Source organism: Herminiimonas sp. KBW02, from assembly GCF_003852535.1.
Lineage (GTDB): Bacteria > Pseudomonadota > Gammaproteobacteria > Burkholderiales > Burkholderiaceae_D > Oxalicibacterium.
Genome location: NZ_QAJP01000008.1, coordinates 253,630 through 268,711 on the forward strand (window position 1 = coordinate 253,630; position 15,082 = coordinate 268,711).

The window sequence follows — 15,082 nt, forward strand, 5'->3', positions numbered from 1 at the left end:
AAGGCGGGCCGGGTTGCGCCGGACTTAAGCGTTCTCGACAATAATGCCTTCGATGATATTTGCTACGTCTTCGCAACGGTCGGTCACGGTTTCCAGCAATTCATAAATGGCTTTGAGTTTGATCAGGTTGCGTACGTCCGGCTCTTCACGGAACAATTTGGACATCGCTGCGCGCATGACGTGATCCGCATCCGATTCCAGGCGATCCACTTCCTGGCAGATGGTCAGGATTTCACGCGAGTTATCCATGTTGTGCAGCAGGCCGACTGCAGCCTTGACCTTTTCGGTACATGCCAGGCACAGCTCGGCCAGACGCTTGGCTTCCGGTGTGATGGCCTTGATGTCGTAGAGCGAGATCGTTTGTGCCGCATCTTCGAGCAAGTCGAGGATGTCATCCATGCGGGTAATCAGTTGATGGATGTCATCACGATCCAGCGGCGTGATGAAGGTTTTATGCAAGGCGTCCAGCGTCGCATGTGTCACCTTGTCTGCCTGTTTCTCGATGCCTTCGATCGCATGTACACGAATTTCCAGGTCATCGAAATTGGTCATCAATGCGACCATTTCACGCGCGCCCTTAACGCAAAATTCGGCATGCTCATTGAAGAGGTCGAAAAATTTACCTTCTTTCGGCAGAAGTCGTCCAAACATGATTACTCTCTTTGAATATTAAAATGTTGAAATACTGCGATGACCAGGACACAGATCCCGGCCAGAATTCCTAAAACAAACTGATATCCCGCAAACTGACACCCTGCTCAACTAAGCTATTAATCACCTTGATACAGGGCGGCGGTACCGGTGTAATTCTCAAACTTGGTGAACTGTCCGAGGAAGGTCAGCCGTACCGCACCAATCGGGCCGTTACGCTGCTTACCAATAATGATTTCGGCAGTACCTTTATCCGGCGAATCGGGGTTATAAACCTCGTCGCGATAAATAAACAGGATCACGTCAGCATCCTGCTCAATAGCGCCGGATTCACGCAAGTCGGACATGACGGGACGTTTGTTCGGACGTTGCTCCAGCGAACGGTTCAACTGCGAGAGCGCAATCACCGGGCAATTCAATTCTTTGGCCAGACCTTTCAAGCTACGCGAGATCTCGGAAATCTCGGTAGCGCGGTTTTCACCGGCGGAGTTGGCTGACATCAGTTGCAAGTAATCGATGATGATCAGGCCCAGCTTGCCGCATTGACGCGACAGACGACGCGAACGGGCGCGCAACTCGATCGAGTTCAAGGCCGGGGTTTCATCGATGTACAACTGCGCATCGTTCATTTTCTGGATCGCGTGCGTCAGGCGTGGCCAGTCTTCATCGGCCAGGCGACCGGTACGCAAACGATGTTGATCGAGACGACCGACCGAACCCAGCATACGCATCGCCAGCTGTGCGCCGCCCATCTCCATCGAGAACACAGCAACCGGCAACCCGCTTTCGATCGCCACCGTTTCACCAATATTGATCGAGAACGCCGTCTTACCCATCGAAGGACGACCGGCGACGATAATCAGGTCGCCCGGCTGCAGCCCGGAGGTCATGCGGTCAAGGTCAGCGAAGCCTGTCGGCACGCCGGTAATGTCGTTCTGAACGTCGCGGTTATACAACTCGTCAATACGCTCCACCACCTGCGTCAGCAAGGGCTGGATTTCCTGAAAGCCTTGTGCGCCACGGGCGCCCTCTTCCGCAATCGCAAAGATCTTGGATTCAGCTTCGTCCAGCATCTGCTTGACTTCCTTGCCTTGCGGATTGAAGGCATTGCCGGAGATATCGTCAGCAACAGTAATCAGTTTGCGCAACACACCGCGGTCACGCACGATTTCAGCATAGCGACGGATATTGGCAGCGGATGGCGTGTTCTGCGCCAGGGCATTGAGGTAGGCGACGCCGCCGACCTCCTCCGCTTTGCCGCTATTGGTTAATGCTTCGAATACGGTGATGACGTCAGCCGGTCTGGAGCTGTTAATCAGCTTGACGATGTGCTGGAAGATGATCCGGTGATCGTAGCGATAGAAGTCGTCCTGATTGACGAAATCGGCAATACGATCCCATGCCGCATTGTCCAGCAACAGGCCGCCGAGGACAGATTGCTCGGCTTCTATCGAATGCGGGGGTACGCGTAGGGATTCTAATTGCGGATCGGCACGGGTGTTCATGGCGCGAATTATACCTGTTAGGAGCCCACCCTTTCAGAAATTGGGCAATAAAAAAGCCGGGAAAACCCGGCTTTTTTATGGGCAACGAGTGCCCGAGGTACTTAGCGACGACTTAAGCGTGATCGCCGACTACAGTGATCGTTACATCAACGACTACGTCGGTGTGCAGAGCAACTGCAACAACGTGATCGCCAGCAACTTTCAATGGGCCGGTAGGCAGACGAACTTGCGCTTTTTCTACTGCAAAGCCTTGTTTCGTCAATGCTTCAGCGATGTCGGAGTTGGTAACGGAACCGAACAAACGGCCGTCAACACCCGATTTTTGCGTGATTTGAACGGTTTGACCGGTCAGTTTCTCGCCTTGAGCTTGCGAAGCTGCCAGTTTTTCTGCAGCGATTTTTTCCAGTTCTGCGCGCTTGACTTCGAATTCAGCGACTGCAGCAGCGGTAGCACGACGTGCTTTACGTTGTGGGATCAGGAAGTTACGTGCGTAACCGTCTTTGACTTTTACAACTTCACCGAGGTTGCCGAGATTAACGACTTTTTCCAACAGAATGACTTGCATGTTTTTCTCCTATTTCAAGTCGTTAATTACGCGTTGTGCAGATCGGTGTACGGCAACAGCGCGAGGTAACGTGCGCGTTTGATTGCTGTATCAACCTGACGTTGATAGATAGCCTTGGTACCGGTCAGGCGTGCTGGCATGATTTTGCCGTTTTCCTGAACGAAGTCTTTCAAGGTGTCTACGTCTTTGTAATCAACTTGTTCTACGTGTGCAGCGGTGAAGCGGCAGAATTTTTTACGCTTGAACAATGGGTTTTGTTGTTTGCGTTTTTCTTTGAGTTTGTTCTTGTCGAATTTTTTACCGAATGCCATTTTGGGCTCCTGTATCTAAATGTGGTTCTCGAAATCTGTGAGATGGAAAACAAGGCTTTTGCTGTTACGGCTCTTGCGCGCCAGAAATCCAGTGAACTGATATGTCCCGCCTAATTCGGCTTGATTGAATCGACCTGAAATTTCACCTGCAGCTATTGCAGTCATTTCAAACTCAACCAATCGTGGGATACCTGCTTCTATCTGTTGCGAACTGTGCAGCAAAACTGCTGACACTATCGGGACACCTGCCGGTGTGTAGCGCAAAATTTCACGCTCGGCGATGGTCGCAATAAATTGAAGCTGATTCACTCTCCGTCTGGTAACGTCAAAGGGCTATTAGGCAGCAGGTGCCTCGGCGCGATGGCTCTTGGCAGCATCTTCCTTCTGCACAGCCTTCATCATTGGCGATGGTGCGGTTTCAGCCTTCTTCATTTTCACTGTCAGATGACGCAGAACGGCATCGTTGAATTTGAAGCCGGTTTCGATTTCAGCCAGCGTTTCGCCGTCACATTCGATGTTCAGGCAGACGTAGTGCGCTTTTGCCAATTTCTGGATCATGTACGCCATTTGACGACGGCCCCAGTCTTCGACACGGTGAATAACGCCGCCGCGTGCGGTGACGATACCTTTGTAGCGCTCGATCATTGCAGGCACTTGCTCGCTTTGATCCGGATGAACGATAAATACGATTTCATAATGACGCATGTAAGCTCCTTTTGGTCGGATTGAAAATCGCCCACCTCGGCGTCAAGACGAGTGTGGGAAGAGGAAAACCCGCAATCATACGCGCAGATACAGGAAAACTCAATGCTTACACGGGTTTATCGCCGCAATCCCGCATGAATACGTCGCAAATTTGCACCGAAAGCACACAAATCAGCTTGCATTCAGGCATGCACTGTATAAAAATACAGACTGTTCATACAAACAGTTTACGGGCGTCGCATCTGCGCCCTCAACAAAACGGGCCTACGCAATGATCAAACTGACAGCACGCCAGGAACAAATCCTGAATTTGATACGCGATGCGATCGAAAATACCGGCTTCCCGCCGACCCGTGCCGAAATTGCAACAGAACTCGGCTTCCGCTCGGCCAATGCGGCAGAAGAACATTTGCAAGCCCTGGCGCGCAAAGGCGCGATTGAAATCTCGCCTGGCACCTCGCGCGGCATCCGCCTGCGCGACATGGGCCACGGCGATGATCGCTCCTCCGCTCGCCAGATGGCCTTGCCACACCCGGCACTGATGCAACTCAGCCTGCCGCTGGTCGGCCGCGTTGCTGCCGGCTCCCCTATCCTGGCACAAGAACATATAGAAGCCACCTACGATGTGGATCGTTCCCTGTTCTCGGCCAAACCCGACTTCCTGCTGAAAGTACGCGGTATGTCCATGCGCGACGCCGGCATCCTCGACGGCGACCTGTTGGCGGTCAAGAAAATCGATACCGCGAAAAATGGTCAGATCGTGGTTGCACGCCTGGGTGAAGAAGTCACCGTCAAGCGTTACAAGAAATCCGGCTCATTGATTGAATTGTTGCCGGAGAACCCGGACTTCGAACCGATACGCGTCGACCTGACGCACGACGAGTTTGCACTGGAAGGCCTGGCGGTTGGCCTGATGCGTACCTGGAACTGAGGCAAGCGCCTCAGTTTTTATCTCCACCTTTATTCTTCTGCGCCAATATCTGCCTGGCGATGCCACGCAGGATATTGACCTCTTCTGTCTCTAGCTGGGTACGGGAAAACAGGCGCTTCAGACGGGGCATCAGCTTCTTCGGATTATTTGCATCAAGGAAGTCGATCGCTACCAGCGCCTGCTCCAGATGGGCATACATGCCGTCGATCTGCGCCATGCTCGCAGCCTCTCCCTGGAAGCCGATTTCAGTCACGGCACGCGTCTCCCCTACCGCCGCCATACGCGCTTCATAAGCCAATACCTGCACCGCCTGGGCCAGATTCAGAGATGAATAGTCCGGATTCGCCGGAATATTGATCAACACATTGCACTTTTCCACGATTTCATTCGGCAAGCCGAAACGCTCATTGCCAAACACCACTGCTGCATGCAAATTGCTCTCTTCAACCAGTCGTGTCGCCAATGCTCGCGGCGAAATCACCGGTGGCGAGAATTCGCGCAAGCGTGCCGTCACCGCTGCTGCAAAGTTGCAATCAATCAGCGCCTCCTCGATCGAACCGACGATGCGGGCTGACTGCAGGATGTCCTGTGCACCACTGGCAAATGCCACTGCCTCTTCCTGTAAAGCAGCGTCCGGAAAGCGTGGATTGACCAATACCAGCTCGGTAAAACCCATGTTTTTGATGGCACGCGCGGTGGCCCCGATGTTGCCGGGACGGCTGGTTTCCACCAGGATAAAACGAAGTCGATTGAAAAGAGGCGTGTCGGATTGTGGCTGCATCATTTAAAATAGCGGCATTGCGCGGTAGGAATCATGTCAGAAATGGCAACTCTATACCGCATCGCTCATTAATTTCAATTTAGGTGGTTCTGCTCGCCCTGCGGCGTAAGGATCGCCATTTTAACGGAAACTCTATGCATCCCATGCTTAATACGGCGGTCAAAGCTGCTCGCCGCGGCGCTGCCATCATCAATCGCGCGTCCTTCGATCTGGACCGTATCAAGGTCACCGAAAAAAAGCCGAACGACTTTGTCACTGAAGTAGATCAGGCCGCTGAGCAGGCGATCATAGAAGTTCTGAAATCCGCTTACCCCGACCACGCCATCCTTGCCGAGGAATCCGGCGCATCGGCTAATCTGCACGACGAAAACGACAACGTCTGGATCATCGATCCACTCGACGGCACCACCAACTTCATCCACGGCTTCCCGCAGTACTGCGTATCGATCGCCCTGCAACAACGCGGCCAGATCACCCAAGCTGTCGTCTACGATCCGACCCGCAATGACTTGTTCACCGCGACCAAAGGCGCAGGCGCTTATCTGAATGAAAAGCGTATCCGCGTCACCAAACGTGACAAGATTGCTGACGCGCTGATCGGCACCGGCTTCCCGTACCGCGCCGGCGATAACATTGATGAATACATGAAGATGTTCAAGATCATGACGCAAAGCTGCGCTGGCCTGCGTCGCCCTGGTTCAGCTGCGCTGGACCTGGCCTATGTCGCTTGCGGTCGTCTCGATGGCTTCTTTGAAAAAGGTTTGCAACCATGGGACATGGCAGCAGGCTCCTTGCTGATCACTGAATCCGGCGGCATCATGGGCACCTTCGATGGTGAATCCGACTACCTGTACAAAGGCGATGTCATCGCCGGTACGCCTAAAGTATTTGCGCAAATGGTTTCGTTGCTGAGCCCATACGCCAAGTAAGCAGCTCTGCACTGACAAGGGAAGTATCGCTGGCGGATTGCGCAGCATATACTTCCCTTTTTTCTTTCCGCGTTTCCTTTGCTGCATTCAGATGTAAACAACGCAGCGGCAAGTAATCCCCGGTTTCAAGGCCACTACTGCTATACTCGCGGCACACGGCATACCACCAGTCACCTTGCCGCTGTCCTGCGACTTCCGCACCCTAATCCCCGTTTGCCTGCGACTGGCGCCCACTGCGGCGACAGGCCGATAATTTTCTATTGAGTATTCATGTCTTTTTCTGACCTCGGCTTAGCCGAAGGAATTGTTCGCGCCGTTACTGAAAGCGGTTATACCAACCCTACCCCGATCCAGGCACAGGCGATTCCCGCTGTTCTGGCAGGCGGCGACTTGCTGGCCGGTGCACAAACCGGTACCGGCAAAACTGCAGGCTTCACGCTGCCGATTTTGCATCGTCTGGCAACCAGCGGCACGCCGCATGCATCCACTACCGCACAACGCCCTATCCGCGCACTGGTGTTAACGCCCACCCGCGAACTGGCGGCGCAAGTCGAAGAAAGCGTACGCACTTACGGCAAATACCTGAATCTGAATTCCGCCGTGATCTTCGGCGGCGTCGGCATCAATCCGCAAATCAAAATGCTCAAGCATGGCGTCGATATCCTGGTTGCGACACCAGGCCGCCTGCTCGACCATATGCAACAAGGCACGGTTAACCTGAACCACATCCAGATCCTGGTGCTGGATGAGGCAGATCGCATGCTGGACATGGGCTTCATCAAAGACATACGCCGTGTCCTCGCCGCCCTGCCGAAGAATCGTCAAAACCTGTTGTTCTCCGCGACCTTCTCGAACGAGATCAAGGCACTGGCAGACGGCTTGCTGAATTCGCCCGCGACCATCGAAGTGGCACGTCGCAATTCGACTGTGGAAATCATCGAACAAAAAATCCATCCGGTGGATCGCGACAAGAAGCACCCTATGCTGGCGCATCTGATCAAGAGCAATAACTGGTCGCAAGTACTGGTCTTTACCCGTACCAAGCACGGCGCCAACAAACTGGTTGAGCAACTGGAAAAAGACGGCATTAGCGGCATGGCCATCCACGGCAACAAGAGCCAGTCTGCACGTACCCGCGCCCTCAGCGAATTCAAGGACGGCAGCCTGCAAGTGCTGGTTGCGACCGACATCGCTGCGCGTGGTATCGACATCGATCAATTGCCGCATGTGGTCAACTATGACTTGCCGAACGTACCGGAAGATTATGTCCACCGTATTGGTCGTACCGGTCGTGCTGGTGCCACCGGTGAAGCCGTATCGCTGGTTTGCGTCGATGAACTGGAAATGTTGAAAGACATCGAGAAGCTGATCAAACGCAAACTGCCGTCCGAAGTTATTCCAGGCTTTGAACCGGATCTGAACGCCAAGCCGCAACCTATCCAGCGTCGCAGCAACGATGCGCCTGGTCGTCGCCCGCAAGGCCAGGGCCGCAATGCACCGGCTAAATCCGGCAAGGCACCGGCACCAAAACCGAACGGACCGTCACGTGGCGGCTTCGGCGGCAATTCGAACGCACGTCCATCCGCACCGCACCGCTCAGGCGGGCGCGGACGCTAAACCGCTAAGCTGATACCGGCCCGCCCCTTAGCGGTGTCGGTATCAGTTCATGCCCTGCTTTTCTTCCATACATCTGGCTCCACGCCTGTCTCCGCTGCATCTGATTGCCACCGCACAGTTGATTTTGGCGACTTTAAAATTTATGATGATTGCTCTTGCGCATCGCCCCTTTTCCCCTCCTAGGTGAATACCGCCTTCGTTACACGGAAGCCCTGCAAGCAATCCCATATTCATTTTTACCGTCAGGAACCATACGATGGATTACGCAATTGATTTTCCGCCTGTCACGACCTTACCCGTGACTGGAAGCGATAAACCGTTTCCGGTCGGCCGCATTTACTGCGTCGGTCGCAACTATGCAGAACACGCCCGTGAAATGGGCCACGATCCGGATCGCGAACCGCCATTTTTCTTCATGAAGCCTGCTGATGCTATCGCAGCCAACCATGCCACCATTACCTATCCGACACTGACGCAGGACTTGCACCACGAAATCGAAATGATCGTGGCTATCGGACGCGGCGGTGCGAATATTCCGGTCGAACAGGCGCTGGATCACGTATTCGGTTACGGCGTAGGACTGGACATGACACGCCGCGACATCCAGGGCATCGCCAAAAAAATGGGGCGTCCGTGGGAAATGGGTAAAGCCTTCGACAACTCGGCCCCCTGCACCGGCATCACACCAGTCACACAAATAGGTCATCCGGACAAAGGCGCAGTCTGGCTCAAAATCAATGGTGAACTGAAACAAAAAGGTGATCTGGCCGACCTGATCTGGAACGTGCCGGAAACCATCGCCTACCTGTCGAACATGATCACGCTCCGCCCGGGCGACCTGATCATGTCGGGCACACCGGCTGGTGTCGGCCCGGTACAACGTGGCAATCAGTTAGTCGGACATGTGGACGGACTGGAAGAACTGGTCGTCACTTACGCCTGACCAGGTGACAAGCGGCTTGCAGATATGTGAGCCGCCGAAATCTCTGAATGTATCAAAGAGAGCCGCGATATAGCTCATGCGCAGCAAGGCATTCTCGTACAATGATCAGCTGTTTGCCCCGCCCTCAGCACACCGCATTTACATGACAACAAGCATATGAAAACCATCAAGCCTCAGACACCAGAGGTCAGCGAAAAACATACTCCGATGATGCAGCAATACTTGCGCATCAAGGCCGAGTACCCGACCACGCTGGTGTTTTACCGCATGGGCGATTTCTATGAACTGTTTTTCGACGATGCGGAAAAAGCCTCGCGCCTGCTCGGCATCACGCTGACCCAACGTGGCGCGTCAAACGGCAACCCGATCAAAATGGCAGGCGTGCCCTTCCATGCAGTCGATCAATACTTATCCAAGCTGGTGAAGCTGGGTGAATCGATCGCCATCTGCGAACAGATAGGCGATCCGGCAACCAGCAAAGGCCCGGTCGAGCGCAAAGTCTTGCGCGTGATTACACCGGGTACCCTGACCGACTCCGACTTGCTGCCGGAGAAATCGGAGCAGCCTTTGCTCGCGCTGTACAGCACCACGCAACGCAAGACCACCACTATAGGACTGGCCTGGTTGTCGATGGCCAGTGGCGCATTGAAGCTAATGGAGTTTGCGACCGATGCGCAGAATGCAGACACGCGTCTGAAGCATGAACTGGAACGTATTGCGCCTGCAGAAATTCTGATCTCGGGCGCGGTCAATGACCTGTTCAACGAATACCCATTTGCCAAGAACACGACCGTACCCGACTGGCACTTCGATATCGCACACGGCACCAAGGCTTTGTACGAACAACTGAATGTAGGCACACTGACCGGCTTCGGTGCAGAAAACCTGAGCGCGGCCATCGGCGCAGCCGGTGCCTTGCTGCGCTATGCACAATCCACACAGGGCAAAGGCTTGCAGCATGTGCGCATGCTGACGGTAGAAACCGAAAATGAATTCATCGGGCTCGACGCCGCGACACGTCGCAATCTGGAGCTGACGGAAACCATACGTGGACAGGATGCGAATGCCGCGACCCTGTTTTCCTTGCTCGATCACTGCCGCACGGCGATGGGCTCACGCCTGTTGCGTCACTGGCTGCATCACGCACGGCGCGATCAAAGTGTGGCGATCGCACGTCATACCGCCATCAATGCGCTAATGCATGCCGATGCCTGCAGTGGCCTCGCCTCTACGCTGGCCTCGGTGCCGGATGTCGAACGCATCACCACACGCATCGCGCTGATGTCAGCACGCCCACGCGACCTGGCGGGTATGCGCGGCGGCTTGCAGCAACTGCCGTCGTTGCGCGCTTATGTATCGCTGTGCAATGCCGATGCACCATTGCTGAAGACCATACACGAGGCACTCGCAACACCCAGCGACTGCCTGGATCTGGTCGAGCGCGCAATCGCAATGGAGCCTGCAGCGATGGTGCGCGATGGCGGCGTCATCGCTCGCGGCTTTGATGCAGAACTGGATGAACTACGCGGCCTGTCGGAAAACGCAGGTCAATTCCTGATCGACCTGGAAACACGCGAGCGTGCACGTACCGGCATCAACAACCTGCGCGTTGAGTACAACAAGGTGCATGGCTTCTATATCGAAGTCACGCATGGCCAGACAGATAAGGTGCCGGACGACTACCGCCGTCGCCAGACATTAAAAAATGCCGAGCGTTACATCACGCCTGAACTGAAGGCATTTGAAGACAAGGCGCTGTCGGCACAGGAACGTGCATTGGCACGTGAAAAGTATTTGTACGAACAGGTCTTACTGCAAATGACGCAGCACATTGCCACGCTGCAAAATATCGCGCATGCACTGGCACAACTGGATACCCTGGTCGCCCTGACCGAACATGCATTGCGCCATACCTGGTGCGCACCGCAACTGGTCAGCGAGCCGACCATCACGATAGAACAAGGCCGTCACCCTGTCGTTGAAAATCATATAGAGCGCTTCATCGCCAACGATTGCCTGCTCTCCAGCGAATGCAAGTTGCTGCTGATTACCGGCCCGAACATGGGCGGTAAATCGACCTATATGCGCCAGGTGGCACTGATCACCCTGCTCGCCTACGTCGGCAGCTTCGTGCCCGCGACAAGTGCCGTGATCGGCCCTATAGACCGTATCTTTACCCGTATCGGTGCGGCCGATGACCTGGCAGGCGGACGCTCCACCTTCATGGTTGAAATGACCGAGTCGGCAGCGATCCTGAATGGTGCGACAGAGAATTCACTGGTGTTGATGGATGAAGTCGGACGCGGCACTTCGACCTTTGACGGGCTGGCGCTGGCCTGGGCGATCGCCAAACACCTGATCGATAACACCAGGAGTTTCACACTCTTCGCCACCCACTATTTCGAACTGACACAGTTGCCTGAAGTCCACCCGACTGCGGCTAACGTTCACTTATCGGCAGTGGAACATAAAGACAGTATTGTGTTCTTACATGCAGTACAAGCCGGACCTGCGTCGCAAAGTTACGGTTTGCAAGTAGCGCAGCTGGCAGGTGTGCCACAGCAAGTAATCCGGGCTGCACGCAAACATCTGGCTTCGCTGGAAGCGAATTCGATGCAGGCGACACCGCAATTTGATTTATTTTCCGGTGGCGGCAGTACTGCAGGGACAATAGACAGCGCGTCCGAACCACAAGCACCTTCGGTGCTGGATGAAGCGATCGCTGCCCTCAATCCGGATGCCTTGTCGCCGCGTGAAGCATTGGATGCACTGTATCGACTGAAGGAACTGAGCAATCAGTAAATGACTGCATGAAACTCGCTGCTACACAATTGCTGCTTAGCATTGCACTCGTACATCCGGTATGGGCGCAGGCGAACGACACGGCACCATTCAGCTTTGGCGTGATTGCGAAACCGATCAAAGCCAGCGATAGCGAAATCGTGTTGCGTGAAGCGATTACCGAGAGCGATGCCGACAACCTCGCCTTCGTGGTTGCCAGCGGCATCAAGGCAGCAGAAGAACCGTGTAGCGACAATCTCTACCGCAGCCGCAAGACCTTACTCGATAGTGCCAAGAACGGCGTAGTCGTCGCAGTCAGCGGCAATGACTGGACACGCTGCGTCAACACCAAAAATCGTTTGATCGCAACGGACCGCATGAATCGCTTGCGTGACTTGCTATTCAGCGGAGATCTTTCACTCGGCGACAGCAAGATCCCCTTGGTACGGCAGTCGACCATGCCGCAATTCCGCAGCTATGCCGAGAATATGCGCTGGCGTATCGGCGACGTGATGTTCGCCACCATCAATGTCCCGGCGAATAACAATAATTACCAGAATGCCGCAGGTCACAATACCGAATTCGAAGACCGCCAGACCGCCAATAGCGACTGGCTGAAACGACTGTTCATCACGGCAAAAATCAGCAAAGTCGATGGCGTTGTCATTTTTTGTGACGGCAATCCCTTGCTGCAGGCCGAACACTCATCGATGTTCTCATCCGGCAAACGAGAAGGCTTCGCTGATCTCCGACGCCAGATACTGGCATTCGGCGAAAAATTCCATGGCAAGATTCTGATCGTGCATAGTGATTACAACACGCGTGCTAGCGCATCGCCGAAAGGCATCAGCTGGCGCGGCAATATAGGTGCACTGCGGATAGAACCGCCATGGCGCAAGATCCATGTCAATCCTGCATCTGGCGATGTGTTCACACTCATCAATCCGATCACGGTACAAGCTGCACGTCATTAGGCCACGATCATGCGCACCCAATAAAAAACGGATGCCCAGGCATCCGTTTTTTTATGCAAGTTCCCTTTTGTTCAGGGACGCAGAATCAACTATCAGTGAATAGGATGGCTGCGGAAATGATCGCCCGCTTCGCCTTCATCATCTTCGTCGCCGTGGTGGTGACCATGTGCACCATGCACATGCTCATGGGCAATTTCTTCTTCAGTCGCAGCACGTACTTCAGTTACTTTCAGTGTGAAGCGCAGTGCCATGCCCGCCAATGGGTGATTGCCATCCAGCACAACTTTATCGTCGGCAATATCGGTCACGGTAAAGATCAGCGGCTGCTCATCTTCATCTTCGGTTTCCGGCGAACCTTCGAACTGCATGCCTACTTCCAGCGGCTCCGGCAAACGGTTACGTGGTTCGATCTTAACCAGGTTGGCATCGTATTCACCGAAAGCATCTTCAGGTTCAACCTGGATCGTATCTTCAAAGCCGGCTTCCTTGCCTTCCAGCGCTTCTTCGATCTTAGGCAGGGTATTTTCATAGCCGCCGTGCAGGTACACCATAGGCTCACGGCCTTCTTCAATCAAATCGCCTTGCGCGTCTGACAATTTGTATTCCACGGTCACGACCGTATTTTTGGCAATCTTCATGATGATCCTTTCATTAAATATGGCCGCAATTATACTCGCGCACTTATTCCGTGACACGCCAACTCTGCACTCCGGGCAAATACAGCAGCCTATATAATGGCGCCATGAAAAAATTGACCTTATTAGGCGGGATTACCGCCGCAGAATTCCTCCGCGACTACTGGCATAAAAAGCCATTATTGATCCGCCAGGCCATTCCAGATTTCCAGCCCCTGCTGACACGCGACGAACTATTCGAGCTGGTGCAGAGCGAAGACGTTGAGTCACGCCTGATTACACATGTCAAACGTGTATGGAATATGGACAACGGCCCGTTTGAAGAAATGCCGTCATTGACGCAAAAAGACTGGACCTTACTGGTACAAGGCGTCAATTTGCATGACGAAGCGGTCGATGCACTGATGCGCGAATTCAGCTTTATCCCGGATGCGCGACTGGATGACCTGATGATCAGCTACGCCACCGAAACCGGCGGCGTGGGCGCGCATTTCGACTCCTACGACGTGTTCCTGTTGCAGGCACATGGCCACCGCCGCTGGCGCATAGGTGCGCAAACCGACCTCACACTGGTCGATGGCATGCCTTTGAAGATCCTCAAGAACTTCCAGCCGGAAGAAGAGTTCATACTCGCTCCGGGCGATATGCTTTACCTGCCGCCGCAGTATGCGCACGAAGGCGTGGCGATGGACGAATGCATGACCTACTCCATCGGTTTCCGTGCACCGTCGTATCAGGAGCTGGGCGAAGCCTTCCTGGAATCGATGATAGATACCATCGACCTGCCTGGCCGCTATGCCGATCCGGATCTGAAACCAGCCAAACATCCTGCCGAAATCAGCAGCGCCATGCTGTCACGTATCGCGGCAGAATTGAACAAAGTCCGCTTTACGCAGGAAGACATCGCACTCTTCGTCGGCGAATATTTGTCCGAACCCAAGGCGCAAATCTATTTCGACGCGCCGGAAGAAAACCTGACCCGTGCCCGTTTCCTGCAAAATGCAAAGAAAAGAGGCGTTAAGCTTTCTCTTAAAAGCCTGATGCTGCATCGCAGCAATTACGTCTTCATTAATGGCACTTCGTTCGAAGTCGGAGATGAGGATTTGGCTGTTTTGAAGCAGTTGGCGAATGCCAGACACCTGAGTGGAACGCTTATCACTACGTCTTCAGACGATGTTCTTGACGCCTGCCATACCTGGTATAAAGACGGCTGGTTACTGCTGGGATGATGACAAATCACGACACAATTCATACATATTTTGTTACAAACTAGTACTTACCAAAATGTAAAAGTGTTGTGTCACGAACAAAAAGAAGCGCTATAATTACCGGTTAGGAAGGTTTCGTTTCATCGCACCGCAACATTATGGTTCGAAATACTACGAAGCACCCTATAGAGCGATAATTACCGGTAATTATTCATCGCAATTAATATCAACCTAGTTATTGAAAGATAATCATGACAAAATCCTTGCTGATCGCATCCCTGTTGGCTATCGCTTTGACCGCTTGCAGCAAAAAAGAAGAAGCTCCAGCAGCACCAGCAGCAACTGAAGCTCCAGCAGCTGCTCCAGCAGCAGAAGCTCCAGCAGCACCAGCAGCTGCTCCAGCAGCAGAAGCTCCAGCTGCTCCAGCAACTGAAGCTCCAGCAGCTCCTGCAGCAGCTCCAGCTGAAGCACCAGCAGCTAAGTAATTAATCCAGTTTCTGGATGAAAAAGCCGACCCTCGGGTCGGCTTTTTTTATGTCCGCAGCA

At 53.8% G+C, this 15,082-nt stretch carries 16 protein-coding genes; 8 read left to right on the plus strand and 8 right to left on the minus strand.

Annotated features, from left to right (window positions below; translation table 11 throughout):
- Nucleotides 1-24: 24 nt before the first annotated feature.
- The 6 genes from DBR37_RS14440 to rpsF all read right to left on the minus strand — a co-directional run bounded on the left by DBR37_RS14440 (nucleotide 25) and on the right by rpsF (nucleotide 3,737).
- Nucleotides 25-651 (minus strand): DUF47 domain-containing protein, encoded by a 627-nt coding sequence (locus tag DBR37_RS14440; protein ID WP_124575180.1) that lies wholly within the window; start codon nucleotides 649-651, stop codon nucleotides 25-27.
- Nucleotides 652-770: 119 nt separating this feature from the next.
- Nucleotides 771-2,156: a replicative DNA helicase gene (locus DBR37_RS14445; protein WP_124575181.1), complete on the minus strand. Its 1,386-nt coding sequence runs from the start codon at nucleotides 2,154-2,156 to the stop codon at nucleotides 771-773.
- Nucleotides 2,157-2,268: 112 nt separating this feature from the next.
- Nucleotides 2,269-2,721 carry a 50S ribosomal protein L9 gene (gene rplI, locus DBR37_RS14450; protein ID WP_124575182.1) on the minus strand — a complete coding sequence of 151 codons (453 nt, stop codon included), beginning with the start codon at nucleotides 2,719-2,721 and terminating at the stop codon, nucleotides 2,269-2,271.
- A 26-nt stretch (nucleotides 2,722-2,747) separates the two neighbouring features.
- On the minus strand, nucleotides 2,748-3,032 hold the full coding sequence (gene rpsR / locus DBR37_RS14455) for a 30S ribosomal protein S18 (protein WP_012079160.1): 285 nt from the start codon (nucleotides 3,030-3,032) through the stop codon (nucleotides 2,748-2,750).
- A gap of 15 nt (nucleotides 3,033-3,047) precedes the next feature.
- On the minus strand, nucleotides 3,048-3,341 hold the full coding sequence (priB, locus tag DBR37_RS14460; RefSeq protein ID WP_124575183.1) for a primosomal replication protein N: 294 nt from the start codon (nucleotides 3,339-3,341) through the stop codon (nucleotides 3,048-3,050).
- 27 nt (nucleotides 3,342-3,368) lie between these two features.
- Nucleotides 3,369-3,737, minus strand: coding sequence for a 30S ribosomal protein S6 (gene rpsF / locus DBR37_RS14465; protein ID WP_012079158.1), 369 nt, complete (start codon nucleotides 3,735-3,737; stop codon nucleotides 3,369-3,371).
- A gap of 271 nt (nucleotides 3,738-4,008) precedes the next feature.
- On the opposite strand from rpsF, the gene lexA reads away from it, so the two are divergent.
- Complete coding sequence (gene lexA, locus DBR37_RS14470; protein ID WP_124575184.1) at nucleotides 4,009-4,668, plus strand: transcriptional repressor LexA; 660 nt, start codon at nucleotides 4,009-4,011, stop codon at nucleotides 4,666-4,668.
- Between the two features lie 10 nt (nucleotides 4,669-4,678).
- On the opposite strand, the gene DBR37_RS14475 is transcribed toward lexA, so the two are convergent.
- Nucleotides 4,679-5,452, minus strand: coding sequence for an RNA methyltransferase (locus tag DBR37_RS14475; protein WP_124575185.1), 774 nt, complete (start codon nucleotides 5,450-5,452; stop codon nucleotides 4,679-4,681).
- Nucleotides 5,453-5,583: 131 nt separating this feature from the next.
- Here DBR37_RS14475 and DBR37_RS14480 point away from each other — a divergent pair, with 131 nt between their 5' ends.
- The 5 genes from DBR37_RS14480 (at nucleotide 5,584) to DBR37_RS14500 (ending at nucleotide 12,693) form a co-directional block, all read left to right on the plus strand.
- Nucleotides 5,584-6,378, plus strand: a complete 795-nt coding sequence (locus DBR37_RS14480) for an inositol monophosphatase family protein (RefSeq protein WP_124575186.1) — start codon at nucleotides 5,584-5,586, stop codon at nucleotides 6,376-6,378.
- A 270-nt stretch (nucleotides 6,379-6,648) separates the two neighbouring features.
- A complete protein-coding gene (locus tag DBR37_RS14485; RefSeq protein WP_124575187.1) occupies nucleotides 6,649-7,995 on the plus strand; it encodes a DEAD/DEAH box helicase in 1,347 nt (448 codons plus the stop codon).
- Between the two features lie 256 nt (nucleotides 7,996-8,251).
- Nucleotides 8,252-8,938 carry a fumarylacetoacetate hydrolase family protein gene (locus tag DBR37_RS14490; RefSeq protein WP_124575188.1) on the plus strand — a complete coding sequence of 229 codons (687 nt, stop codon included), beginning with the start codon at nucleotides 8,252-8,254 and terminating at the stop codon, nucleotides 8,936-8,938.
- A 156-nt stretch (nucleotides 8,939-9,094) separates the two neighbouring features.
- The gene (mutS, locus tag DBR37_RS14495) at nucleotides 9,095-11,740 is read left to right on the plus strand and encodes a DNA mismatch repair protein MutS (RefSeq protein ID WP_124575189.1); all 2,646 of its coding nucleotides are present in this window, start codon (nucleotides 9,095-9,097) and stop codon (nucleotides 11,738-11,740) included.
- 8 nt (nucleotides 11,741-11,748) lie between these two features.
- Complete coding sequence (locus tag DBR37_RS14500; protein ID WP_124575190.1) at nucleotides 11,749-12,693, plus strand: hypothetical protein; 945 nt, start codon at nucleotides 11,749-11,751, stop codon at nucleotides 12,691-12,693.
- 92 nt (nucleotides 12,694-12,785) lie between these two features.
- Here DBR37_RS14500 and DBR37_RS14505 read toward each other — a convergent pair whose 3' ends face one another.
- Nucleotides 12,786-13,331: a peptidylprolyl isomerase gene (locus tag DBR37_RS14505; protein WP_124575191.1), complete on the minus strand. Its 546-nt coding sequence runs from the start codon at nucleotides 13,329-13,331 to the stop codon at nucleotides 12,786-12,788.
- A 104-nt stretch (nucleotides 13,332-13,435) separates the two neighbouring features.
- Here DBR37_RS14505 and DBR37_RS14510 point away from each other — a divergent pair, with 104 nt between their 5' ends.
- Together DBR37_RS14510 and DBR37_RS17435 are read left to right on the plus strand one after the other, a co-directional pair.
- Nucleotides 13,436-14,557 (plus strand): cupin domain-containing protein, encoded by a 1,122-nt coding sequence (locus DBR37_RS14510; protein WP_124575192.1) that lies wholly within the window; start codon nucleotides 13,436-13,438, stop codon nucleotides 14,555-14,557.
- A 230-nt stretch (nucleotides 14,558-14,787) separates the two neighbouring features.
- Complete coding sequence (locus DBR37_RS17435; protein ID WP_124575193.1) at nucleotides 14,788-15,021, plus strand: hypothetical protein; 234 nt, start codon at nucleotides 14,788-14,790, stop codon at nucleotides 15,019-15,021.
- Nucleotides 15,022-15,082 lie beyond the last annotated feature (61 nt).

Excerpts from the sequence above, each read along its gene's own strand:
- DBR37_RS14485 (WP_124575187.1), top strand. The coding sequence starts at position 6,649 with ATGTCTTTTTCTGACCTCGGCTTAGCCGAAGGAATTGTTCGCGCCGTT.
- DBR37_RS14445 (WP_124575181.1), bottom strand. The coding sequence starts at position 2,156 with ATGAACACCCGTGCCGATCCGCAATTAGAATCCCTACGCGTACCCCCG.
- DBR37_RS14480 (WP_124575186.1), top strand. The coding sequence starts at position 5,584 with ATGCATCCCATGCTTAATACGGCGGTCAAAGCTGCTCGCCGCGGCGCT.
- rpsR (WP_012079160.1), bottom strand. The coding sequence starts at position 3,032 with ATGGCATTCGGTAAAAAATTCGACAAGAACAAACTCAAAGAAAAACGC.
- DBR37_RS14500 (WP_124575190.1), top strand. The coding sequence starts at position 11,749 with ATGAAACTCGCTGCTACACAATTGCTGCTTAGCATTGCACTCGTACAT.
- DBR37_RS14505 (WP_124575191.1), bottom strand. The coding sequence starts at position 13,331 with ATGAAGATTGCCAAAAATACGGTCGTGACCGTGGAATACAAATTGTCA.
- DBR37_RS14490 (WP_124575188.1), top strand. The coding sequence starts at position 8,252 with ATGGATTACGCAATTGATTTTCCGCCTGTCACGACCTTACCCGTGACT.
- DBR37_RS14440 (WP_124575180.1), bottom strand. The coding sequence starts at position 651 with ATGTTTGGACGACTTCTGCCGAAAGAAGGTAAATTTTTCGACCTCTTC.
- DBR37_RS17435 (WP_124575193.1), top strand. The coding sequence starts at position 14,788 with ATGACAAAATCCTTGCTGATCGCATCCCTGTTGGCTATCGCTTTGACC.
- DBR37_RS14475 (WP_124575185.1), bottom strand. The coding sequence starts at position 5,452 with ATGATGCAGCCACAATCCGACACGCCTCTTTTCAATCGACTTCGTTTT.
- DBR37_RS14510 (WP_124575192.1), top strand. The coding sequence starts at position 13,436 with ATGAAAAAATTGACCTTATTAGGCGGGATTACCGCCGCAGAATTCCTC.
- rpsF (WP_012079158.1), bottom strand. The coding sequence starts at position 3,737 with ATGCGTCATTATGAAATCGTATTTATCGTTCATCCGGATCAAAGCGAG.
- mutS (WP_124575189.1), top strand. The coding sequence starts at position 9,095 with ATGAAAACCATCAAGCCTCAGACACCAGAGGTCAGCGAAAAACATACT.
- lexA (WP_124575184.1), top strand. The coding sequence starts at position 4,009 with ATGATCAAACTGACAGCACGCCAGGAACAAATCCTGAATTTGATACGC.
- rplI (WP_124575182.1), bottom strand. The coding sequence starts at position 2,721 with ATGCAAGTCATTCTGTTGGAAAAAGTCGTTAATCTCGGCAACCTCGGT.